This window comes from Serratia sp. PGPR-27, from assembly GCF_022678525.1.
Classification (GTDB): Bacteria; Pseudomonadota; Gammaproteobacteria; order Enterobacterales; family Enterobacteriaceae; genus Serratia; species Serratia nematodiphila.
This window is the reverse complement of the sequence record NZ_JALBYS010000021.1, coordinates 34,127-55,333: the sequence shown is the minus strand read 5'-3', so window position 1 is coordinate 55,333 and position 21,207 is coordinate 34,127. Positions and strand designations below refer to the sequence as shown.

22 protein-coding genes and 1 other annotated feature are annotated in these 21,207 nt (G+C 57.9%); of the genes, 3 read left to right on the top strand and 19 right to left on the bottom strand.

Going from position 1 to position 21,207, the window contains the following annotated elements; translation table 11 throughout:
* Window positions 1-258: 258 nt before the first annotated feature.
* The 4 genes from btuD to MMS95_RS13385 all read right to left on the bottom strand — a co-directional run bounded on the left by btuD (window position 259) and on the right by MMS95_RS13385 (window position 3,219).
* Complete coding sequence (btuD, locus tag MMS95_RS13400) at window positions 259-1,014, bottom strand: vitamin B12 ABC transporter ATP-binding protein BtuD (protein WP_021505482.1); 756 nt, start codon at window positions 1,012-1,014, stop codon at window positions 259-261.
* Window positions 1,015-1,019: 5 nt separating this feature from the next.
* Window positions 1,020-1,571, bottom strand: a complete 552-nt coding sequence (locus MMS95_RS13395) for a glutathione peroxidase (RefSeq protein ID WP_242141774.1) — start codon at window positions 1,569-1,571, stop codon at window positions 1,020-1,022.
* Between the two features lie 45 nt (window positions 1,572-1,616).
* Entirely contained in the window at window positions 1,617-2,624 is a 1,008-nt protein-coding gene (gene btuC, locus MMS95_RS13390) for a vitamin B12 ABC transporter permease BtuC (protein WP_033633209.1), read from the bottom strand.
* Window positions 2,625-2,802: 178 nt separating this feature from the next.
* Entirely contained in the window at window positions 2,803-3,219 is a 417-nt protein-coding gene (locus MMS95_RS13385; protein ID WP_242141773.1) for a DUF2502 domain-containing protein, read from the bottom strand.
* Window positions 3,220-3,450: 231 nt separating this feature from the next.
* Between MMS95_RS13385 and MMS95_RS24240 the strand changes: the two genes are divergently transcribed.
* Window positions 3,451-3,582 (top strand): hypothetical protein, encoded by a 132-nt coding sequence (locus tag MMS95_RS24240; RefSeq protein WP_015377698.1) that lies wholly within the window; start codon window positions 3,451-3,453, stop codon window positions 3,580-3,582.
* A 189-nt stretch (window positions 3,583-3,771) separates the two neighbouring features.
* Here the strand turns inward: MMS95_RS24240 and ihfA are convergent, their stop codons facing one another.
* The 9 genes from ihfA to MMS95_RS13340 form a co-directional block, all read right to left on the bottom strand.
* The gene (ihfA, locus tag MMS95_RS13380) at window positions 3,772-4,068 is read right to left on the bottom strand and encodes an integration host factor subunit alpha (RefSeq protein ID WP_004931414.1); all 297 of its coding nucleotides are present in this window, start codon (window positions 4,066-4,068) and stop codon (window positions 3,772-3,774) included.
* A 4-nt stretch (window positions 4,069-4,072) separates the two neighbouring features.
* The gene (gene pheT / locus MMS95_RS13375) at window positions 4,073-6,460 is read right to left on the bottom strand and encodes a phenylalanine--tRNA ligase subunit beta (protein WP_166445055.1); all 2,388 of its coding nucleotides are present in this window, start codon (window positions 6,458-6,460) and stop codon (window positions 4,073-4,075) included.
* 14 nt (window positions 6,461-6,474) lie between these two features.
* Window positions 6,475-7,458 carry a phenylalanine--tRNA ligase subunit alpha gene (pheS, locus tag MMS95_RS13370; RefSeq protein ID WP_004931416.1) on the bottom strand — a complete coding sequence of 328 codons (984 nt, stop codon included), beginning with the start codon at window positions 7,456-7,458 and terminating at the stop codon, window positions 6,475-6,477.
* Window positions 7,459-7,644: 186 nt separating this feature from the next.
* Window positions 7,645-7,767: a sequence feature (Phe leader region), on the bottom strand.
* Complete coding sequence (gene pheM, locus MMS95_RS13365; RefSeq protein WP_139074214.1) at window positions 7,719-7,763, bottom strand: pheST operon leader peptide PheM; 45 nt, start codon at window positions 7,761-7,763, stop codon at window positions 7,719-7,721. (Overlaps the previous feature by 45 nt.)
* 113 nt (window positions 7,768-7,880) lie before the next feature.
* Entirely contained in the window at window positions 7,881-8,237 is a 357-nt protein-coding gene (gene rplT / locus MMS95_RS13360) for a 50S ribosomal protein L20 (RefSeq protein WP_004931417.1), read from the bottom strand.
* Window positions 8,238-8,280: 43 nt separating this feature from the next.
* The gene (rpmI, locus tag MMS95_RS13355) at window positions 8,281-8,478 is read right to left on the bottom strand and encodes a 50S ribosomal protein L35 (protein ID WP_004931418.1); all 198 of its coding nucleotides are present in this window, start codon (window positions 8,476-8,478) and stop codon (window positions 8,281-8,283) included.
* A gap of 98 nt (window positions 8,479-8,576) precedes the next feature.
* On the bottom strand, window positions 8,577-9,128 hold the full coding sequence (gene infC / locus MMS95_RS13350) for a translation initiation factor IF-3 (protein WP_048233542.1): 552 nt from the start codon (window positions 9,126-9,128) through the stop codon (window positions 8,577-8,579).
* A gap of 3 nt (window positions 9,129-9,131) precedes the next feature.
* A complete protein-coding gene (gene thrS, locus MMS95_RS13345) occupies window positions 9,132-11,060 on the bottom strand; it encodes a threonine--tRNA ligase (RefSeq protein ID WP_085336987.1) in 1,929 nt (642 codons plus the stop codon).
* A 218-nt stretch (window positions 11,061-11,278) separates the two neighbouring features.
* Entirely contained in the window at window positions 11,279-11,902 is a 624-nt protein-coding gene (locus tag MMS95_RS13340; RefSeq protein ID WP_021505486.1) for a hypothetical protein, read from the bottom strand.
* A gap of 443 nt (window positions 11,903-12,345) precedes the next feature.
* Between MMS95_RS13340 and MMS95_RS13335 the strand changes: the two genes are divergently transcribed.
* Window positions 12,346-13,032 carry a MarC family NAAT transporter gene (locus tag MMS95_RS13335; protein WP_004931428.1) on the top strand — a complete coding sequence of 229 codons (687 nt, stop codon included), beginning with the start codon at window positions 12,346-12,348 and terminating at the stop codon, window positions 13,030-13,032.
* Window positions 13,033-13,069: 37 nt separating this feature from the next.
* Here MMS95_RS13335 and MMS95_RS13330 read toward each other — a convergent pair whose 3' ends face one another.
* The 6 genes from MMS95_RS13330 to MMS95_RS13305 form a co-directional block, all read right to left on the bottom strand.
* A complete protein-coding gene (locus MMS95_RS13330; protein WP_197798823.1) occupies window positions 13,070-14,203 on the bottom strand; it encodes an ABC transporter substrate-binding protein in 1,134 nt (377 codons plus the stop codon).
* 150 nt (window positions 14,204-14,353) lie between these two features.
* Window positions 14,354-15,637 carry a serine transporter gene (locus tag MMS95_RS13325; RefSeq protein WP_015377691.1) on the bottom strand — a complete coding sequence of 428 codons (1,284 nt, stop codon included), beginning with the start codon at window positions 15,635-15,637 and terminating at the stop codon, window positions 14,354-14,356.
* A 257-nt stretch (window positions 15,638-15,894) separates the two neighbouring features.
* Entirely contained in the window at window positions 15,895-17,232 is a 1,338-nt protein-coding gene (locus tag MMS95_RS13320; protein WP_004931431.1) for a cytochrome c, read from the bottom strand.
* 12 nt (window positions 17,233-17,244) lie between these two features.
* Entirely contained in the window at window positions 17,245-19,026 is a 1,782-nt protein-coding gene (locus MMS95_RS13315; protein WP_004931432.1) for a GMC family oxidoreductase, read from the bottom strand.
* Window positions 19,027-19,028: 2 nt separating this feature from the next.
* On the bottom strand, window positions 19,029-19,754 hold the full coding sequence (locus tag MMS95_RS13310) for a gluconate 2-dehydrogenase subunit 3 family protein (protein ID WP_015377689.1): 726 nt from the start codon (window positions 19,752-19,754) through the stop codon (window positions 19,029-19,031).
* Window positions 19,755-20,061: 307 nt separating this feature from the next.
* Entirely contained in the window at window positions 20,062-20,727 is a 666-nt protein-coding gene (locus tag MMS95_RS13305; RefSeq protein WP_004931439.1) for a transglycosylase SLT domain-containing protein, read from the bottom strand.
* 109 nt (window positions 20,728-20,836) lie between these two features.
* Here MMS95_RS13305 and ghoS point away from each other — a divergent pair, with 109 nt between their 5' ends.
* Window positions 20,837-21,136 carry a type V toxin-antitoxin system endoribonuclease antitoxin GhoS gene (gene ghoS, locus MMS95_RS13300; RefSeq protein ID WP_015377688.1) on the top strand — a complete coding sequence of 100 codons (300 nt, stop codon included), beginning with the start codon at window positions 20,837-20,839 and terminating at the stop codon, window positions 21,134-21,136.
* Window positions 21,137-21,207: the final 71 nt, after the last annotated feature.

The window sequence follows — 21,207 nt, the reverse complement described above, 5'->3', positions numbered from 1 at the left end:
CGAGACTTGTCATCAGTGGGAGAACTGATAGGAAGGCGCCGTCATCATTAATTTAATTTTATTATGTAAATCAATTTCTTATATTTTTTAATAATTACTTACGTATTTTATTTTTGCCGAATCAAGCGTAGCACGTCATTGGCGTTTTTCAAGAAAACTCACGAGAAAATGAGAGGCAGCACAATAATAGCCGATGATTACCCGGCTATTTATATTCACTACGTTTAGTTTTCGTTTATATTTATACCCCAGGGCGAATTAAGCCGTGCGGGTCATGATCCAACGCTGGTTCCCCACCCATTGCAGGTGGAAATCCACTTCATAGATCTGCGACAACAGTGCGGGCGCCATCACCTCACGGGTGATGCCCTGCGCGACCAACTGCCCAGCGTGCAACAACCAAACCCGATCGGCCTGCTGCAGGGTATGATTCAGATCGTGTGCGCACACCAGCGCGCTGCGCCCACTTTGGCAGAATTCGCGCAGCAGGCGATCCAGCGCGACCTTTTGCGCCACATCCAGGCTATTGGTTGGTTCATCCAGCAACAACAATCGGCTGTGCGGGTTAACGCTGGGCCACACCTGCAGCAATACCGCCGCCAGCCGCACCCGTTGCCATTCTCCACCTGAAAGCTGTGTCAGCATGCGTGACAGTTTATCCACCAGCTTCAACCGCTGGCACAGATAGAGGATGGTGTGTTCCACCTCGGTTTGCGCCGCGCCGGCAGGCCGGTGCAACGCCAAATACTGAAACACCGGCATCAGCGACACCGGCGGCTGTTGCTGGCTGAGATAACCGCGTCGGCGCGCCAGCTCGCTCCCCGGATAATCGGAGAGCGCGCGTCCGTCCAGGCAGACTTCGCCCCGCCCCGGCAGCATACCCGCCACCCGCGCCAGCAGGGTACTCTTCCCTGCGCCATTTGGGCCGATCAGGTGAACCTGCAACCCGCCGTCAATCTGTGCCGAAAAAGGCGCCAGGCGCCCCGCCACCCCAACCTCAACGAGTTGCAGCATCCGTATTACCCTGCCAGCGCCTGTTTCACCGCCGCCACCAGCGCCGGATCCTCAGGTGTGGTGTCCGGCGAGAAGCGCTGGATCACCGTGCCGTCGCGCGCGATAAGGAATTTCTCAAAGTTCCACAGAATATCGCCGGTATGCTTCGGCGCACGCTCTTTGCTGGTCATCCGCGCCAGGAACTCGCTGCCTTCCGGCGCGACGGCCTCCGGCTGTGCGGCAATCAACGCTTGGTACAGCGGATGACGGTGTTCGCCGTTCACCTCAATCTTGGCAAACATTGGGAATTGCACGCCGAAGGTGCCGCGGCAAAACGCCAGGATCTCTTCGTTGCTGCCCGGCTCCTGGCCCAGGAATTCATTGGACGGGAACCCCAGCACTTCCAGCCCCCGCTCGCGATAGGTTTCGTACAGCGCTTCCAGCCCTTCGTACTGCTTGGTCAGGCCGCACTCCGAGGCCACGTTGACCACCAGCAGCACTTTGCCCTGATAGGCACCCAGCGTGGTCGTTTGATTTTCGATGGTTTGTAACGGCAGGTTGTCGATTGGCTTGCTCATCGGTTGTCATCCTTTGGTTTTTTAATGGCAGGTGAATGAAGAAAACTACCTTACGCCTTTTGTCCGGGTCAGTAACCAGATAAATAGCGGCGCCCCCAGCGTGGCTGTCACCACGCCGATCGGCAGCTCGGCCGCCAGCAGCGCAACGCGGGCGATCACATCGGCCACCAGCAACACCCCGGCTCCCGCCAGCGCGCAGGCCGGCAGCAGATAGCGCTGGTCTGTCAGGCCGGTGAGCCGCAAAATATGCGGGATCACCAGCCCAACGAAGCCGATCACCCCGGCGAGCGCCACGCTGACGCCAACCAGCCAGCCGATCGCCAGCACCAGCAGGTTACGCCACACATGCAGCGACAGCCCGAGCTGGCGCGCCTGCACCTCGCCCAGCGCCATCAGGTTGAGCGCTCGGCCCTGGCCACACAGCCACAGCAACACCGGCAGCAGCGCCAGCACCAGCCACTTTTGGCGCCAGTCGACGCCGCCGAAACCGCCCATCATCCAGTACATCAGCTGCCGCAGATCGAGGCTGGTGCTGAAATAGACCGCCCAGGTCATCAGCGCGCTGCACACGATGCCCAGCGCTACGCCGACCAGCAACAACCGAGCATTGGTCAGACGTCGCCGGCGAGCGAAGCCCAGCAATAAGAAGGTCATCGCCAGCGCACCGGCTATCGCGGCGGCGCTCATCAGCGCCACCGGCAACAAACCGTGCCCCAACAACACCGTCAGCACCAGCGCTACGCCGGCGCCGTTAGCTACGCCCAGCAGACCGGGCTCCGCCAGAGGATTTTCAAACAGCGCCTGCATCACCGCGCCCGCCACCGCCAGGGCGGCGCCGACCAGCATCACCGCCAGCGCGCGCGGCAAACGCAGTTGCCAAACAAACAGTTGCGCTCGATCGCTGAACCACTCTGACGGCCATATCCATTGGTCGCCGGCGCAAAGGCTGACCAGCAACGCCACCGCCACGCCCAGCGCCAACAGACTGAGCTGGCGTTTATCGCGGTAGCGTTGATGTTGCAACAGTAAGGTGAAGGTACGGCTGGTTGGCATGCGCGGCGGTTCCCTGCCGGCCGCTGTCGTGGCCGGATAATTGACGTTTGAGTCGAATATTAGGGGGTTAACGCCGCAAGGGGAAGTCTTGCGTAGATAGTGGCTCAGGAAAGCAGCAGCTGACCTTGCCCGTCATCGCAACAATGATGGCAAAACCAGCCGCCGATAAACTCAGGGATTAACGATGCGGGCCGGAGTTGCCCGGTGGATAAGGTTGGCTGCGGCCGCCTTCGCGGCGGTCATGGTCACCGCGATCGTCATGACGGCGGTCGTGGTCGCCACTATCGCGATCGCCGTGGAATGGATTGCCGCTGCGTTCCGGCCCACGATGCTCATAGCCACGCGGCGGCGAAGGTTGCCAGCGTCCGCCGTCCCAGTACATACCGCGCGCATTGCGCTCACCCAGGCCGCGGCCCTGGTGCGCATGCCACCACTGCGGTGGACGCCAGTCGTAGCCATCCCAGTAGTAGCCGCGACGGTCCTGATCCCCCAGATGCAGAGAAACGCCCGGCACGTTGATATCGACGGAGACATCGGCCTTCGCCGCCAGCGGCAGCAACAGCGGGAAACACACCAGCAACAGGATCTTTTTCATTTCATCTTCTCACTCTATTTTCTTGCTGCAGTGGTTATATCAGCGTGCTTATTTAACGACTATCTCACCGATGCCTATTTTCAGATTGTTTTCGACGGCCTTACACAATCCCTACACTGTTTGCCGCCACCTTTAATTATCATAACCACTGACAAGATTTAACGAATAACTGACGTCTCTCAAGCGGCGCGGCAATTATAGTTAAATGGATTTCCACCGGAGGATTATAAGATGATTAAACGTATCGGTATGCTGCTGACCGTTGTAGCCCTGGCCTCAACCCTGAGCGCCTGCTGCTGGGGCCCGCACGGGGGCGGTGGCCACCGCGGCGACGGCCCTGGCCATTATTACGGCCGTTATTGAAACAACAAATATGGCCACTCACCACACAAAATAAGATATAAGAATACTCCGTAATTGAGATTAAATAAATTTTCGCCGAGGTGATTTAATGAATAATTTTAATTCATGCATTGCCCATTAGGAATAAACTGAATTTTGTCTCAGAAAAGAAAAAGGCCGCGCAAGCGGCCTTTTTTGATGTCACGTCACTCACCCTTTCGGGCTGGCGTTTTCTACCCGGCTTTTCAGCTTCTGTCCCGGACGGAAGGTCACCACACGGCGCGCCGTAATCGGAATGTCTTCGCCGGTCTTCGGGTTACGCCCCGGACGTTGGTTCTTGTCACGCAGATCAAAGTTGCCAAAACCCGACAGTTTTACCTGTTCGCCATTCTCAAGAGCCCGACGGACCTCTTCAAAGAACAGTTCCACCAGGTCTTTGGCGTCCCGTTTGCTAAGCCCAAGCTTCTCAAACAGGTGTTCTGACATTTCAGCTTTAGTAAGCGCCATAGGTTCAATCCCTCAAGGATGCTTGGAATCGCTGTTTTAGAGCCTCTACGCATTTTGCAACGGTAGCGGCTATCTCCTCTTCTTCCAGTGTACGAGCGGTATCCTGCAATACCAGACTGATAGCCAGGCTCTTGTCACCTTCTGCCACGCCCTTGCCACGGTACACGTCAAACAAGTTTACGCCAACTACCTGATTTGCGCCAACTTTCTTACACTCGGCCAAAATATCTTCTGCGGGGACGTTTTCAGCCACCACAATGGCGATATCACGGCGGTTTGCCGGGAAGCGCGAAATCTCCCGCGCCTGAGGCACGGCGCGGCTCGCAAGCTTGTTCCACTCCAGTTCAAACACCACGGTGCGGCCGTTAAGATCCAGTTTACGTTCAAGTTCCGGGTGAACCACACCGATGAAACCTACGCGTTCGCCGTGCAAATAAATCGCCGCACTTTGCCCTGGATGCAGGGCCGGATTGGCTTCCGCCCGGAACTGAATTTCGGATAATTTACCGGTCAGCTCGAGGACGGACTCCAGATCCCCTTTTAAATCATAGAAGTCGACGGGCTTGCGCGCCAGATCCCAATGTTCATCGTGCGTATGGCCGGCGATCACGCCCGCCAGCATGACATCCTGACGGATACCCAGATCTGCCGCACTATCAGGCACAAAGCGCAGGCCGCTTTCGAACAGGCGCAGACGCGTCTGCTGGCGGTTCTGGTTATACACCACCGCAGACAGCAGGCCGGTCCACAGCGACAGGCGCATCGCCGACATTTCTACCGAAATCGGGCTTGGCAGGATCAGCGCTTCTTCATTCGGGTGCAGCAGCGCCTGCACCTTCGGATCGACGAAGCTGTAGGTGATCGCTTCCTGATAACCGTGATCGACCAGCATGGTCTTCACGCGCTTCAGCGTCAGATCGGCTTCGCGATGCTGGGTCATCACCAGATCGGCGCGCACCGGCACATCCGGGATGTTGTCGTAGCCGTAAACGCGCGCCACTTCTTCCACCAGATCCTCTTCGATCTCCATATCGAAACGCCAGCTTGGCGCGACCGCTTGCCAGCTGTCGCCCTGCTCGGTCACCTGGCAACCCAGGCGGCGCAGAATGTCACTGACCTGCTCGCTTGGCACCACGTGGCCGATCAGGCGATCCAGTTTCTCGCGGCGCAGCGTGATGGTGGCGCGCTTCGGCAGTTCGTTCTCGTGGGTCACGTCGATAATCGGGCCGGCCTGACCGCCGCAAATATCGAGCAGCAGGCGCGTGGCGCGTTCCATCGCTTTGTACTGCAGCGCCGGATCGACACCGCGCTCATAGCGGTGAGAAGCGTCGGTGTGCAGGCCGTGACGACGCGCGCGGCCGGTGATCGACAGCGGGCTGAAGAAGGCGCATTCCAGCAGCACGTCCTGAGTTTCCCCGTTGACGCCGGAATGCTCGCCACCGAAGATGCCACCCATCGCCAACGCTTTTTGATGATCGGCGATCACTAAGGTGTCGGCGTTCAGTTTGGCTTCACTGCCGTCCAGCAGCCTCAGCGTTTCGCCTTCTTCCGCCATGCGCACCACGATGCCGCCGTCGATGCGGCTCAGATCGAAAGCGTGCATCGGCTGGCCAAGCTCCAGCAGCACATAGTTGGTGACGTCAACCACCGCATCGATGGAGCGGATGCCACAGCGACGCAGCTTTTCACGCATCCACAGCGGGCTTGGCGCGGTGACGTCGATGCCTTTCACCACGCGGCCCAGATAGCGCGGGCACGCCTGCGGCGCGTCAACGCGGATCGGCAGCGTGGCGTCAATCGCAGCGGCCACCGGGCTCATGTCTGGCTCGGTCAGCGCCACCTGGTTCAGTACGCCCACGTCGCGCGCGACGCCGATGATACCCAGGCAGTCGGCGCGGTTCGGGGTAACGCTGATCTCGATGGTGTTGTCGTTCAGTTTCAGGTAGTCACGGATGTCGGTGCCGATCGGCGCATCCAGCGGCAACTCGATGATGCCGTCATGATCGTCGGAAATGCCCAGCTCGGAGAACGAGCACAGCATGCCTTCCGAAGGCTCGCCGCGCAGCTTGGCGGCTTTGATTTTGAAATCGCCCGGCAGCACCGCGCCCACGGTGGCGACCGCCACTTTCAGGCCGGTACGGCAGTTCGGCGCGCCGCAAACGATGTCGAGCAAGCGGTCGCCGCCAACGTTGACCTTGGTGACGCGCAGTTTGTCGGCGTTCGGGTGCTGACCGCACTCGACCACTTCACCCACCACAACGCCGTTAAACGCGCCGGCAACCGGATCCACGCCGTCCACTTCCAGGCCGGCCATGGTGATTTGATCGGATAATGCTTCGCTGCTGATGGCCGGGTTTACCCACTCGCGCAACCAGAGTTCACTGAATTTCATGTGATATTCCCGCCTTACTTAAACTGTTTGAGGAAACGCAGATCGTTTTCGAAGAATGCGCGCAGGTCGGTGACGCCGTAACGCAGCATCGTCAGGCGCTCCATGCCCATGCCGAAGGCGAAGCCGGAGTAAACTTCCGGATCGATGCCGACGTTGCGCAGCACGTTCGGATGCACCATGCCGCAGCCCAGCACTTCCAGCCACTTGCCGTTCTTGCCCATCACGTCCACTTCAGCGGACGGCTCGGTGAATGGGAAGTAGGACGGACGGAAACGAACCTGCAGGTCTTCTTCAAAGAAGTTGTTCAGGAAATCGTGCAGCGTGCCCTTCAGGTTGGTGAAGCTGATGTCTTTATCGACGATCAGCCCTTCCATCTGGTGGAACATCGGGGTGTGAGTCTGATCGTAGTCGTTACGGTAAACGCGGCCCGGCGCAATGATACGGATCGGCGGCTGTTGGTTCTTCATGGTGCGGATCTGCACGCCGGAAGTCTGGGTGCGCAGCAGGCGTGTGGCGTCGAACCAGAAGGTATCGTGGTCGGCGCGCGCCGGGTGGTGCCCAGGGATGTTCAGCGCGTCGAAGTTATGATAATCGTCTTCAATCTCCGGGCCGGTGGCAACGGAAAAGCCCAACTCGCCGAAGAAGGTTTCGATACGGTCGATGGTGCGGGTCACCGGATGCAGGCCGCCGTTCTCCATGCGACGGCCCGGCAGGGAGACGTCGATGGTTTCAGCCGCCAGGCGCGCGTTCAGCGCGGCGCTTTCCAGCGCGTTCTTACGCGCGTTCAGCGCGTCCTGCACCTCTTGCTTGGCCTGGTTGATCACCGCGCCGGCCGCCGGACGGTCTTCCGCCGGTACGTCACGCAGAGACTGCATCTGCAAGGTGAAATGACCTTTCTTGCCAAAATATTCGACGCGCACCAAATCTAACGCGGCAACATCCTGGGCATCTTCTACGGCTGCCTTGGCATTGGCAACCAGCTCTGCGAGATGTGGCATTGCTTTCCTCTTCCTCTGGCCGGGATGGCCCTAAGTAATTGTTATCTATATTCGAACACGCCTTTGACCATTATTCAAAGACTTTTCAATACGTTGCCGGCCGGCCGGCTCGCCTGCGCGGCGCATGGCCCGCGTTGCGTCTGCCGCCCTCACCGCAACGCCTGGCAAGGCGAGACGATGGCCAAAAACAAAAAAGCCTCCACGAGGGAGGCTTAGGCGCTACTTTTCGTTTCTTTTCTTACGCGCAAAGCCTCCTGAAATCAGGCGCTAAAGTAAAAAAAGAAACGAAAAAGAGCTGCGTGCATGATTGCGGTACCTTGTCGATAATTGTCCACCAGTGATATAGCGGCGGGCAATAAAAGTCAATATTTGTCGCTGAAAACAAAGATTAAAAGAGGGAGCAAGCTCCCTCTTCAACTGACTTACGCCAGAGCTGCTTTCGCTTTCTCAACCAGTGCGCCGAAGGCCACTTTGTCGAAGACTGCGATGTCAGCCAGGATCTTACGGTCAATTTCGATCGAGGCTTTTTTCAAGCCGTTGATGAACTTGCTGTAAGACAGACCGTTCTGACGAGCAGCTGCGTTGATACGTGCAATCCACAGCTGACGGAACTGACGCTTACGTTGACGACGGTCACGGTAAGCATACTGACCAGCTTTGATTACTGCCTGGAAGGCAACACGATATACGCGCGAACGGGCACCGTAGTAACCTTTCGCCTGCTTCATGATTTTCTTGTGACGTGCGCGTGCAATTACACCACGTTTTACGCGAGCCATATGCTCTCTCCTAAAGTCTTATTCTAAATTCAAAAAAAATGGCTTATGCGTACGGCAGGCACGCGGTAACCAGGACCAGATCGTTTTTAGACACCATGCCTTTCGGACGCAGGTGACGTTTACGCTTGGTTGCTTTTTTGGTCAGAATATGACGCAGGTTGGCATGTTTACGCTTAAAACCACCGCTGCCGGTTTTTTTGAAGCGCTTGGCTGCACCACGTACAGTTTTAATCTTTGGCATTTTAATTAAATCCACTTCGCATTGTTAAACAACGAATCAGTTGGGCGAATAAAACCCACACAGCGCAAGCGCCGCGCGGGTTCCATTACTTGTAAGCCTTACTGTTTCTTCTTAGGAGCGAGCACCATAATCATCTGGCGGCCTTCGATCTTCGTAGGGAAGGATTCGACCACTGCCAGATCCATATCTTCACACAGGTCTTTACGGACGCGGTTAAGCACTTCCATACCGATCTGCTGGTGCGCCATCTCACGCCCACGGAAACGCAGGGTGATTTTGGCTTTATCGCCATCTTCCAGAAAGCGAATCAGGTTGCGTAGTTTGACCTGATAGTCGCCATCATCGGTGCCAGGACGGAATTTGATTTCCTTGACCTGAATAACTTTTTGCTTCTTCTTCTGTTCTTTCGTCGACTTGCTCTTCTCGTAGAGGAATTTGCCGTAATCCATGATTCGGCAAACTGGCGGTTCGGCATTTGGGCTGATTTCTACTAAATCAACGCCCGCTTCCTCAGCTTTTTCAAGAGCTTCATTCAGACTGACAATACCAATCTGCTCGCCATCGACGCCGGTTAGGCGAACTTCTTGCGCGCGAATTTCTCTGTTAATGCGATTAGGACGCGCCGGTTGAACTCGTTTTCCGCCTTTAATACTTTATTCCTCCAGTTGATGAAGACTACGGCTGCGAATCTCTTTCAGCAGCTTGTCTACGACTTCGTTTACGTCCAGGCTTCCCAGGTCTTTGCCACGGCGGGTACGAACGGCAACTTTGCCGGCTTCGACCTCTTTGTCGCCGCACACCAACATGTAAGGGACTCGACGTAAAGTATGTTCGCGAATTTTAAAGCCAATCTTCTCATTTCTCAAGTCCGCTTTCACGCGAATACCTGCATCCTGCAGTTTTTTGGTCAATTGCTGGACGTAATCAGACTGGCTGTCGGTGATATTCATCACCACCACCTGCACCGGAGCGATCCAGGTCGGGTAGAACCCGGCGTATTCTTCGGTCAGGATACCGATGAAGCGTTCCATGGAGCCCAAAATGGCGCGGTGAATCATTACCGGCACGACGCGATCGTTGTTTTCGCCAACATACGAGGCGCCCAAACGGCCCGGCAAGAAGAAATCGAGCTGCACGGTACCACATTGCCATGCGCGATCCAAACAATCATGCAGGGTAAATTCAATTTTCGGTCCGTAGAAGGCGCCCTCGCCCGGCTGGTACTCGAACGGAATGCCGTTCTCGGTCAGCGCGGCGGCCAGGTCTTCTTCCGCACGGGTCCACATGTCGTCGGTACCAATGCGTTTTTCCGGGCGAGTCGACAGCTTGACGGCGATCTTGTCGAAGCCGAAGGTGCCGTACACGTCATAGACCATGCGAATGCATTCGTTCACTTCGGCGCGCACCTGCTCTTCGGTACAGAAGATGTGGGCGTCATCCTGCGTGAAGCCGCGCACGCGCATCAGACCGTGCAGGGAACCCGACGGCTCGTTGCGGTGGCAGCTGCCGAATTCGCCCATGCGCAGCGGCAAATCGCGGTACGACTTCAGGCCCTGGTTGAAGATCTGCACGTGACCCGGGCAGTTCATCGGCTTGATGCAGTATTCGCGGTTTTCCGACGCGGTGGTGAACATGGCGTCTTTGTAGTTTTCCCAGTGGCCGGTTTTTTCCCACAGCACGCGGTCCATCATAAACGGACCTTTCACTTCCTGGTACTGGTACTCTTTGAGCTTCATGCGCACGAAGGCTTCCAGCTCGCGGAAGATAGTCCAACCGTCGTTGTGCCAGAACACCATGCCCGGCGCTTCTTCCTGCATGTGATACAGATCGAGCTGTTTGCCGATCTTACGGTGATCGCGCTTGGCCGCCTCTTCCAGGCGTTGCAGGTAGGCGTTCAGCTGCTTCTTGTCTGCCCAGGCGGTGCCGTAGATACGCTGCAGCATTTTGTTTTTGCTGTCACCGCGCCAGTAAGCGCCGGAGGTTTTCTGCAGCTTGAAATGGTGGCAGAAACGCATGTTCGGCACGTGCGGGCCGCGGCACATGTCGATGTATTCTTCGTGGTGATACAGGCCAGGACGATCGTCATGGCTGATGTTCTCATCCAGGATCGCCACTTTATAGATTTCGCCGCGCTCAGCGAAGGTGTCGCGGGCTTCTTGCCAGCTGACCTTCTTCTTGATGACGTCGTAATCCTTATCGGCCAACTCGTGCATCCGCTTTTCCAGCAGATCCAGGTCTTCCTGCGTCAGGGTGCGGTCGATATCCACGTCATAATAGAAACCGTTGTCGATAACAGGACCGATCGCCATTTTGGTATCCGGCCACAGCTGCTTGATCGCATGACCCAGCAGGTGCGCGCAGGAGTGGCGCATGATTTCCAGACCGTCTTCGTCTTTGATGGTGATGATGGCCAGTTGCGCATCCGATTCGATCAGATCGCTGGCATCAATCAGTTCGCCATTGACGCGACCGGCGATACAGGCTTTCGCCAGGCCAGGGCCGATATCGCGCGCGACATCCATCGGGGAAACGGGGTGGTCGAAATGACGCTGACTACCGTCAGGAAGAGTAATAACAGGCATTAATAATTCCTTATCTACAGTGGTGACCCACACGACAGATCACATGCAGTACGAAAATTGGATTTTGGGTTTGGTCAGCCAGGTTTCAGATCTCGCCCACAATTGCCAGATTGAAACCTCACTGGGTATACAGAATGGAACGCATACCTTCTCAGCCGAATTCGGCTAAGCGAATAGTATCACTAAAATTGTTCCGGATAAATAAAGCGCCGTCGCCCTCACACTTTCGCTTCATTCGACGCAAAAACGGTCTTCATGTAGCTGAGGGTGGCCAGCAGACACAGGCCGTAGCCCAGCAGTTCGCAACCCTCTTCCACCATGTTTTTCACCACCCGGTTGTAGCCGTCCAGCATCAGCGTTTGCCACAGCGCGCTCATGCCGAACAGGCGTGAAAACACCAGAATGCACAGCAGGCCCGCGCACATCATGCCGTAGCCGGGATGCGTCGCGAAATAGGCCAGGCCGCGCACCGTCGCCGCAATGTGCCTGGCGGCATGGCACAGACAGACCAAGGCGACCGCCAGCGCGAACCACACCCAGGCGCCGTGCCACAACGCATCGAAGGCGAAGTCCATCTCGCGGATCAGCATGCAGAGAAAGAAGCCGCCGACCAGCATCCAGGCGGAGCGGCGTTCCGCCTGCCGCCAGGCCGCGGCGAAAAAACCGCCGGCGATGGCGAGCAGCAACAGTTCCTGCGCCGCTTCGGTCAGCGAGGTTTCATGCACGAAGTTATGTAACCAGTGCACATCGATAAACACCAGGCCGACCAATGCCGCCATGAAGGCGGCGGAAAGCGCGAATGCGCTGATTTTCCCCAGTAAAAGTTTCAACTCGTCTTGCATAATCAATCTCATTATCGTTTTAAAGCGCGCCTATGGTAGGCAGCTGAGCCTGCGGGGTGTAGCAATTGGTGCTGAACGTCGGCCTTTACCGGCCAATTGCGGCGAAAAAGGCCATAAAACACAAAAATTGTGCATTTTTTTCTGAGCGCCGCTCGTTTTTCAGCCTGCGCTCATCATGGGTGCGCGGTATTAACGACGTTATAGGGGCTGATGCATTTTGGTGCGCGTTCGGCACCGCGGGCGATTGCGGTCAACGACGCCCCGTTGGGATGTGAGGATGAACCTGAGCTCGCCGGCGAGTGCAACGGCAATGATGAAACGCCGGCCGACGGTTAATTAACGTTACGAGCTATCCCCATTGCCGCCAGGCACGCGGCAGGCTAGGCTGTTTAGCTCGTAGGCCGCCGCCTGGCGGCCTGAACGTTGCACAGGGAGTCTACTTTATGACGGGTATTTTGCAGTTATTCCAGGCCATCGGACTGGGTTTGGTGCTGCTGTTGCCGCTGGCCAACCCGCTGACCACGGTGGCGTTGCTGCTCGGCTTGTCCGGCAATATGACGCGCGAAGAGCGCAATCAGCAATCGCTGATGGCCTCGGTTTATGTGTTCTGCATCATGACGGTGGCGTTTTACGCCGGGCAGGTGGTGATGAACACTTTCGGTATTTCGATCCCCGGCCTGCGCATCGCCGGCGGCCTGATCGTCGCCTTCATCGGTTTCCGCATGCTGTTCCCGCAACAAAGCGCCGATGAGGCGCCGGAGGTGGAGAGCAAGTCGCACGAGCTGCGCCACAAGACATCGGCCAACATCGCCTTCGTGCCGTTGGCCATGCCGAGCACCGCCGGGCCGGGCACCATCGCGATGATCATCAGCTCGGCGTCGAGCGTCAAAGCGAACACGCTGGGTTTTGAACCCTGGGTGCTGGCCGTGGCGCCGGTCGCCATCTTCCTGACGGTCGCGGTGATCCTGTGGGGCTGCCTGCTCAGCTCCGGCGCCATCATGCGCCTGGTAGGGAAAAGCGGCATCGAGGCGATCTCGCGCCTGATGGGCTTCCTGCTGGTGTGCATGGGGGTACAGTTCATTATCAACGGCGTGCTGGAGATCATCTCCACCTATACGCCGGCCGCCTGATCACACAAAACGGGCGCGATCGTCGCGCCCGTTGCCGTTATTTCCCCATCGGCGCCTGCGCGCCCAAAATGCCCTTGCCTTCCGGCACTTCGGTAAAGCGGCTGAGGATCTCGCTGTAGGTGTTGGCCGGATCCAGATCCGGGAACTGCGCCGGGTAGATAAACTTCGCCAGATACTCCAGCCCCACGATGTTGTACGGATGGTTGTAGAAATTATGGTAGATGCCGTAGAACCGCCCCTCTTTCACCGCCGACACCTGCGCGAAGCCCGGGCGCTGTTTCATGCGGTTGAAAGCCTCATCCACCTGTTGCTGCGTCACGCCATAGCCGAACGGCACCGCGGCGTTGGTCTTGCTGGCCCACTGTGAGCCGGAAACGATGTAGGCGTCCGGTTTCATGGCGATCACTTTTTCCAGCGCCACGTCGCCGGTCGCGCCCGGCAACAGCGCAGAGCCGATGTTGCGCGCGCCGACCGCCTCGACCAGCGCCCCCCAGCCGACGTGCGCATGGGTGAAGCAGCAGGACTCCAGCCCATTCAGGCCAGCCTTGGCTTCGAAAAACACCCGCGGTTTGGGTGCCACCGCCTGCGTTTTGGCCAGAATGGCCTGATAATGCTGCTGATAATAATCGGTATATTGCTTGGCTTCGCTTTCGCGGTTGAGGGTTTCCCCCAGCAGCGTCACGCTTTTCGGCGTGTTTTCCACCGGCTTGAGCATGGTATCGATGAACAGCACCGGCACGTTCAGCGCCTTCAGCTTATCCAGCACGCCGGTTTGGCTCAGCGAAGGCTTGGAGCGCAGCTGGGCGATCATCAGATCGGGCCGCTTGGCGATCACGCTCTCCAGGTTCACTTCACCCTTATCGCTGAATCCCATATCGATGATGTTTTTCGCCCCCGGCCATTTGCTCTGCAAGATATCCCAGGTCGCCGCATCGCTTTTCTTCAGCAGGTTATTCCAGGCCACCAGCCGGCCAAACGGATTGGCGCGATCGAGCAGCGCCAGCGTGAGAATGTCGCGCCCGTCCTGCACCACGATGCGTTTCGGCTCTTGCTGGAGGGTGATCGTCTGGCCGGACGTGTCGGTCAGCGTCAGCGGATAAGTGGTGGCCATCGCCGGAGAGGCGAGCAAGGCGGCGCAAACCAGCGCCGGCAAAATGATTCGACGGTGCACGAAAAACTCCTTAGTCATGAATACATTCAGAAAATACTAATGAGAATGGCTTGCATTATCAAAGATAACGCCCGGCATGTCGGCGATTAATTGCAAAGGGATGTGTAAAGGAAGGATAAGAGGCGCGCCGGAAGCGGCGCGCCCAGGGGATCACATCAGGCCGTAGATCAGCGCCGACAGCGCAATCAGGCCCATCACCAGCACGAATACGTTGCTCGCCGCGCGGTACTGGCGCATGGCCGGCACCGCACGCACGGCGTACATCGGCAGAATGAACAGGATGGCGGCAATCAGCGGGCCGCTGATGGTTTCGATGATGTGCAGCGCGCTGGGGTTCCACACCGTCGCCGCCCAGGTGAGCAGGAACAGCGACGCCGCCGAGATGCGGTGCGTCATGCGCGAACTGAGCGGCTTGCCGACCGCGCGCGTGACGCCGTCGATCAGGCTGGTCGCCCCTTCCGTCACCCCCAGCGAAGTGCCGAGATAGGATTTGGCCATCGCCAGCATCGCCATCACCGGGCCAAGGTAGGCGATCAGCGGGTTGGAGAACTTGTTGGCCAGCGTAGTCAGCACCGTGATGTTCTGCTCTTTCGCCTGCAGCATGTCTTCATGAGACAGGCTCAGCACGCAGCTGAACACGAAGAACAGCACGGTAACGCAGATCAGCACATAGCTATAGCGCATGATGCGCGCGCAGCGGCGTTCCGCCTTGTCGCCGTACAGGCTCTTCTGGGTCGAGGCGAAGGAAGAGATGATCGGCGCATGGCTGAAGGAGAACACCATCACCGGCACGGCCAGCCACAGCGAATGCCACAACCCCGGCGTGTCGAAGCGGGTGGCGGCCAGGCCGTGCACGAAGTTGGCGGTATTCCAGCTCGGCATCAGATAGAGCGAAATGCCCATCAGGAACACCAGCAGTGGGAACACCAGCATGCCCATCGCCGCCACGATGCTGTCTTTGCCGCGCAGCAGCACCAGATTGAGTACCACCACCACCGCCAGGCTCAGCCAGATGCGCGGCAGCGGGGCCACGTGGAACTGATGGATCAGGAAGCTGTCCAGCGCGTTGGTGATCGAAATGCTGTACACCAGCACGATCGGGAAGAACGCCATCAGATACAGCATCATGATGATTTTGCCGGCCAGCACGCCGAAGTGTTCCACCACCACATCGTGAATGTTGCCGTCGCGGCTGGAGCCGGAAAGCACGAAGCGGCTGAGCGCGCGGTGCGGCAAATAGGTCAGCGGGAAAGCGAACAGCGCCATCAACAGCAACACCAGCGGGCCGTTCAGGCCGGCGTTGATCGGCAAGAACAACGTACCGGCGCCCACCGCAGTCGCATAGAGACCGAACATCCAAACGGTGTCGGTTTTGTTCCATTTGGCAGGCTGAGCGGCCGTCAGCGTGCCTGAATCGGGAGAAATCGTACTCATGAGACAGTCTACCTTAATCTGCGGCGACAACGATTGCGCCTAACGGGATATCCTTCTCCGCGAGTTTTTTAATAATAATCAGTGAATTAAAGCGATATTTCATACTTACGCCTGATGAAAGGACGGCAAAGGATAATGAAAAATCCGCTGCGGGTCTATGTTTTATCGGCCGAATGAACGATTTGCGAACACAATGTGCTGAAAAAAACGGCGCACTCAGTAAAAACTAAGGGCCCCTTGCGGAGCCCTTAAGCGGTTTATTTCTTCGCGTCCGGATGGTCCGGCACCTCGGCGCTGCCCATCTCCTTCTCGTCGCGGATCATCGAGCGGTCTTTACGCACGTCGGCTACGTCGGAAGCGCTCACCGGTTTGGCGCTGTTGCCCCAGCTCGAGCGGATGAAGTTCACCACGTCCGCCACCTGCTGATCGTTCAGACGCCAGCCAAACGGCGGCATGGTGATGTTGGATACCGCCCCCTGCACCGCCGGCGTGGTGTTGCCGGTCAGCACGATGTGGATCAGCGAAGTCGCGTCCTCGGTCTGCACCACCGGATTGCCCTTCAGCGACGGGAAGGCGCGCTTGTAGCCCACGCCGTCGGTGCGGTGGCAGGCCGCGCAGTTATCGACATACAGCGCCGCGCCGGGCTTGCTGTCGTCGCCGCGCCACAGATCCTTGGCCACGCTGTCTTCGACCGGCGCCGCCTGCTGCTTGCCGTCTTTCGGCGGCAGCGATTTCAGGTAGCGCGCGATGGCGGTCAGATCGTCGTCGCTCAGGTATTGCAGGCTGTGCTCCACCACGTCGCTCATGCCGCCGAACACGATCGCCTTGTCGTTACGGCCGGTTTTCAGGAACTCGGTCAGCTCGGCTTCGCTCCAGCTGCCCAGGCCATCCTTGCGGTCGCCGCGCAGGCTGGAAGCCACCCACCCGTCGATCGGCGCGTTGCTGCCGGACAGGTAGTCGTCGCTTTCGCTGTTGCTCAACGCTTTTTCCTGCATGGTGATGCTGCGCGGGGTATGGCAAGCGCCGCAGTGGCCCAGGCCTTCCACCAGGTAGCGTCCGCGTTCAATCACCGGATCGGCCTTGGCGTCGGCAACGAAGTCCGCCGGCGACGGCGCAAACATGCCGCGCCAGATGCTCAGCGGCCAACGCATCGACAGCGGCCACGGGATGTCAGAGTCCTTGTTGGCCTGTTCCACCGGCTGCACGCCGTGCATGAAATAGGCATACATGGCGCGCATGTCGTCCTCTTTCACCAGCGCGAACGACGGGTACGGCATCGCCGGGTACAGGGTGCTGCCGTTTTTGGCTACGCCCTTACGCACCGCGTTGTCGAAATCCTCGAAGCTGTAATCGCCGATGCCGGTTTTCTTGTCCGGCGTGATGTTGGTCGAGTAGATGGTGCCGATCGGCGTCTCCATCGCCAGGCCGCCGGCGAAGGTTTTGCCGTTCTTGCCATCGGTATGGCAGGCCACGCAGTCACCGGCGCGCGCCAGGTACTCACCGCGCTTGATCAGCTCGCTGCTGACGGTGGCGTCCTGCGCCCAAACGGAAAAACTCACTGCACTGAGAACCAGTGCCGGTACAAATGCTTTCATCGTTCGCCGTCCTTATGCCTGCACCAATGGGCCTGGGTTTTTCAGATACTGCTCGCGAATGGCGCGGGCAGACCAGTAAGCCAGCGCCGCCACGGTGCCGGTCGGGTTGTAGCCCAGCCCTTGCGGGAAGGCCGATGCGCCGATCGAGAACACGTTGTGCACGTCCCAGCTCTGCAGATAGCGGTTGACCGCGCTGGTCTTCGGATCTTCCCCCATCACCGCACCGCCGTTCATGTGGGTAGTCTGGTAGCTGGTGGTGTCGAAGTGGCTGTTGGCGTTTTTCGGGCTGCCGGCGATCAGTTTCGGGTTCATCGCCTTGGCGATCGGCGCCATCTTGTCGTACATGAACTGCGCCATCTTGATGTCGTTTTCCTGCCAGTCGAACGTCATGCGCAGCAGCGGCTGGCCAAAGACGTTCTTGTAGTTGGGATCGAGATCCAGATAGTTATTGCGGTACGACTGGTGCGCGCCGTGGGCGTCCATCGACACGTGATGGGTGTAGGCATCCGCCACCGCCGCTTTCCACTTGCTGCCCCAGGCCGGGGTGCCCGGCGGGGTCGGCAGGCCGGAGATCGGCTTGGTGCCCGCCTGGTTGACCCAGAATGGCGAACCGCCGACGAAGCCTTCTTTGGCGTGATCGAAGTTGTCGGCGTTGAAGTCGTCCACGCCCACGCCGTTGCCGCCGGCGCCGATGAACGGGTTGGTGAACACGTCTTTATCGAAGAACGCCTTGATGGTGGTCATGTTCTGGTAGGCGAAGTTGCGCCCGACCACCCCTTCGCCAGTTACCGGATCGTAAGGCTTGCCGATGCCGGACAGCAGCATCAGGTGCACGTTGTGGAACTGGAACGCGCCCAGGATCACCAGATCGGCCGGCTGTTCAATCTCGCGGCCCTGCGCATCGACGTAGTTCACGCCGGTGGCGCGGGATTTGTCGTCGGTCAGGTTGACCTTTAGCACGTTGGCGTTGGTGCGCAGCTCGAAGCGTTTCTCCATGCGCAGCGCCGGCAAGATGTTGACGTTCGGCGAGGCCTTGGAATACATGTAGCAGGCGTAGCCGCTGCAGAAACCGCAGAAGTTGCACGGGCCCATCTGCGCGCCGTACGGGTTGGTGTAAGAATCCGAGGTGTTGGCGGACGGCAGGTTGTAAGGGTGGTAACCCACCTCCAGCGCCGCTTTCTCGAACAGCTGAGCGGAGTAGGTATTTTTCTGCGCCGGCAGCGGGAAGTCGTCGGAGCGATCCGGCGCAAAGCGGTTGCCGCCCTTCTGCGCTACTTTCTGCCCCTTGATGGTCCAGGCGGTGCCGGAGGTGCCGAACACTTTCTCCGCCTTGTCGAAGAACGGCTCCAGCTCGTCGTAAGTCACGCCGAAGTCCTGGATGGTCATGTCCTTCGGAATGAAGTTTTTGCCGTAACGCTCTTCATAATGGCTGCGCATGCGCAGTTCGATCGGATCGACGCGGAAATGCACGCCCGACCAGTGCAGGCCGGCGCCGCCGACGCCGGTGCCCGGCAGGAACGCCGCCAGCTGGCGGTAAGGCACCGCGGTCTGGCTGCTGTTATGGCGAATGGTGACGGTGCTTTTCGACAGATCCTGGAACAGCTTGCGCCGAATGTTATAGGTCAGCTCGTCGATCACCTGCGGGTAAGAACCGTCCGGATAGGTGTCGCGCATCGGGCCGCGCTCCAGCGCCACCACGTTGAGGCCGGCCTCGGTCAGCTCTTTGGCCATGATCGCGCCCACCCAGCCGAAGCCGACGATCACCGCGTCTACTTTTTTCATTACCGTTGCCATGGTTAGCCCCTCTCCCCACGAATCGAGACCGGTGGGAAGGGATAACGCTCCCCTCGCTCAACCCAGTCCATAAAATCGGCGCGCGCGCCCGGAAAATTAATCAGCTTCCAACCCACCATGTCTTTGTTGCCGCCATGGATCGGATCGCTGAAGAAACCTTCGCGGGTGTTTTGCAGCAGATAGGAGAAGAACAGTTTCGACGGCAGTTGCTGGAACTCCGCCTCGCCGGACTCGAACTTTTGCAGCATGGCGTCCTGCTGCGCGCCATCCAGTTCGGCGAAAGGCTTGCCGGCGGTTTTCTTGCTGTAGGCGTCGGCGTCTGCGATGCCGAGGTTATAGATCTGCTTGGGCACCAGCGGCAGCTGATAGCCCATCTCCTTCGGCACATCGGGGTTGAACGGCCCCTGCATGTACCAGATGGAGCCGGTGGCGTACGGGGTATTCATCTGGCGATCGATAAACTCCGGCACGCCGGCTTCCAGCGCGCCGGGGCCGCGATCGTCGGCCGGGATCAGGCGCGCGACGGCGGCCTTGATGAAGGCCCACTCTTCCGGGGTGAAAAAGGTCGGTTGGTAATCGTTCTGCGTTGAGGTGTTCGAGGCTGCGACCGCCGGTGTCGGTGCCGTCAGCGCGCCAACGCCGCTGCCACCAATTACCGCCGCAGGAATTAAGGTCATCGATTTCAACAAGAAATCGCGCCGCGAATTGTTGGTTTTATGATTCGACATGTCACATTCCATCCAAAGATAGTCACAACTATTTAACCGCAACCTTGCGATCGATACGGGTTTTTAAAATAATTTGTTACTTATCTGTATATTTATTGAAGGTCAGAATGCGCACAAAAGCAAAAATGTTACCGGTAACTTATTGAATGAACGTAAAGATTTATCTGCTAACTTAAATTTAACTTTTTGTGCGGTTTTTCCGATAAGCGGTGAGGAAATAACGAAAAATGAGAGGTGGGTCGCGCGCTGAAACGGTGCCGAAAACAAAATCGGCCGCGTTCAGCGGCCGATTCGACAAAAGAGAGGATTACTGCGACATCGCCTGATAGGCGGTGGTCACCTTCCACAAATAGCGCGGCGCCTGCGGTGCCGGGTGCTTTTTCTGGATGTGCTGATAAAACTCATCCGGGCTCATCTGATTGATGCGATTGACCGCCACGCGCTTGTCCGAGGAGAAGGTGCGCAACATGGCACCCGCCCCATTCACGTACGAAACGATGGTGGCGTAACGCAAAGTCTGTGGATTGTTGATCCCGGCTAGCTGCTGGCTTTGAAGAATATTGATATAGGCCGTTCCCAGATCAATATTGACCGCCGGATCCTTCAGCTCACGCGAGCTGGGTTGCCCGCTTCGTCCCTTCATGCGATAGGCGTCGCGGCCGGCGGTAGAAGCCTTAAGCTGCATCAATCCCACTGCGTTCGAGGTGCTGACCACGTTCGGGTTAAACCCGGACTCCACCTGAATAATCGCTTTAATCAGCGTTTCGTCAACGCCATAGTTGCTGGCCGCCTGACGAATGTAATCGTTATAAGCAACCGGGGTGCCCGTGCGGTTTACCGGTGCCTGCGGAGGGGGTTTTAACCAACCGCCGCGCGTTGTGCCACTGCCTGAAATATTGCTTGCCGTTTGCGGGTCTTTGGCGCACCCCGACAAAAGTAAAATTGCCGTTAGGCAACCTATTTTTGTTTTCACAGAATCCCTCACTCCTTTCAATGAGTTGCGTAGCATATACAACTTGTAAGGACACCTGCAGTAATTTTTTGGGCTAATCTCAAGCTATCCATATACCAAGAGGTGATTTATGAGTCAATCTGCAACAAGCTGCTTTGTGGTGACTTTTCGCTATCAGGAAGAGGGATTAACCGACCTGGCGAAGCTGACCGGGCAATTGACGCGCGAGGGTTTTGTCACGTCGGTGACAGACGAAAATGGCGTTCACCACGAACTCGGCAGCAACAGTTTTGCGTTCATAACCGTGCTGGATCAAGAGGATGTACTGCGCCTGGCGCAGGGGTTCGGGCAGTTGGCATTGGGAAAACAGCCGGAGGTGGCGATATGCAGCTGTGAGGACTACCTTCAGCGGTTACATACTGATACATAAAATGCTATAACTCCCCGGACGGTATTATTTTTTCAGTTGGAGAAATACCCCGCCGGCGGTGGGCAAGTGGC

Excerpts from the sequence above, each read along its gene's own strand:
- btuD (WP_021505482.1), bottom strand. The coding sequence starts at position 1,014 with ATGCTGCAACTCGTTGAGGTTGGGGTGGCGGGGCGCCTGGCGCCTTTT.
- MMS95_RS13395 (WP_242141774.1), bottom strand. The coding sequence starts at position 1,571 with ATGAGCAAGCCAATCGACAACCTGCCGTTACAAACCATCGAAAATCAA.
- btuC (WP_033633209.1), bottom strand. The coding sequence starts at position 2,624 with ATGCCAACCAGCCGTACCTTCACCTTACTGTTGCAACATCAACGCTAC.
- MMS95_RS13385 (WP_242141773.1), bottom strand. The coding sequence starts at position 3,219 with ATGAAAAAGATCCTGTTGCTGGTGTGTTTCCCGCTGTTGCTGCCGCTG.
- MMS95_RS24240 (WP_015377698.1), top strand. The coding sequence starts at position 3,451 with ATGATTAAACGTATCGGTATGCTGCTGACCGTTGTAGCCCTGGCCTCA.
- ihfA (WP_004931414.1), bottom strand. The coding sequence starts at position 4,068 with ATGGCGCTTACTAAAGCTGAAATGTCAGAACACCTGTTTGAGAAGCTT.
- pheT (WP_166445055.1), bottom strand. The coding sequence starts at position 6,460 with ATGAAATTCAGTGAACTCTGGTTGCGCGAGTGGGTAAACCCGGCCATC.
- pheS (WP_004931416.1), bottom strand. The coding sequence starts at position 7,458 with ATGCCACATCTCGCAGAGCTGGTTGCCAATGCCAAGGCAGCCGTAGAA.
- rplT (WP_004931417.1), bottom strand. The coding sequence starts at position 8,237 with ATGGCTCGCGTAAAACGTGGTGTAATTGCACGCGCACGTCACAAGAAA.
- rpmI (WP_004931418.1), bottom strand. The coding sequence starts at position 8,478 with ATGCCAAAGATTAAAACTGTACGTGGTGCAGCCAAGCGCTTCAAAAAA.
- thrS (WP_085336987.1), bottom strand. The coding sequence starts at position 11,060 with ATGCCTGTTATTACTCTTCCTGACGGTAGTCAGCGTCATTTCGACCAC.
- MMS95_RS13340 (WP_021505486.1), bottom strand. The coding sequence starts at position 11,902 with ATGCAAGACGAGTTGAAACTTTTACTGGGGAAAATCAGCGCATTCGCG.
- MMS95_RS13335 (WP_004931428.1), top strand. The coding sequence starts at position 12,346 with ATGACGGGTATTTTGCAGTTATTCCAGGCCATCGGACTGGGTTTGGTG.
- MMS95_RS13325 (WP_015377691.1), bottom strand. The coding sequence starts at position 15,637 with ATGAGTACGATTTCTCCCGATTCAGGCACGCTGACGGCCGCTCAGCCT.
- MMS95_RS13320 (WP_004931431.1), bottom strand. The coding sequence starts at position 17,232 with ATGAAAGCATTTGTACCGGCACTGGTTCTCAGTGCAGTGAGTTTTTCC.
- MMS95_RS13315 (WP_004931432.1), bottom strand. The coding sequence starts at position 19,026 with ATGGCAACGGTAATGAAAAAAGTAGACGCGGTGATCGTCGGCTTCGGC.
- MMS95_RS13310 (WP_015377689.1), bottom strand. The coding sequence starts at position 19,754 with ATGTCGAATCATAAAACCAACAATTCGCGGCGCGATTTCTTGTTGAAA.
- ghoS (WP_015377688.1), top strand. The coding sequence starts at position 20,837 with ATGAGTCAATCTGCAACAAGCTGCTTTGTGGTGACTTTTCGCTATCAG.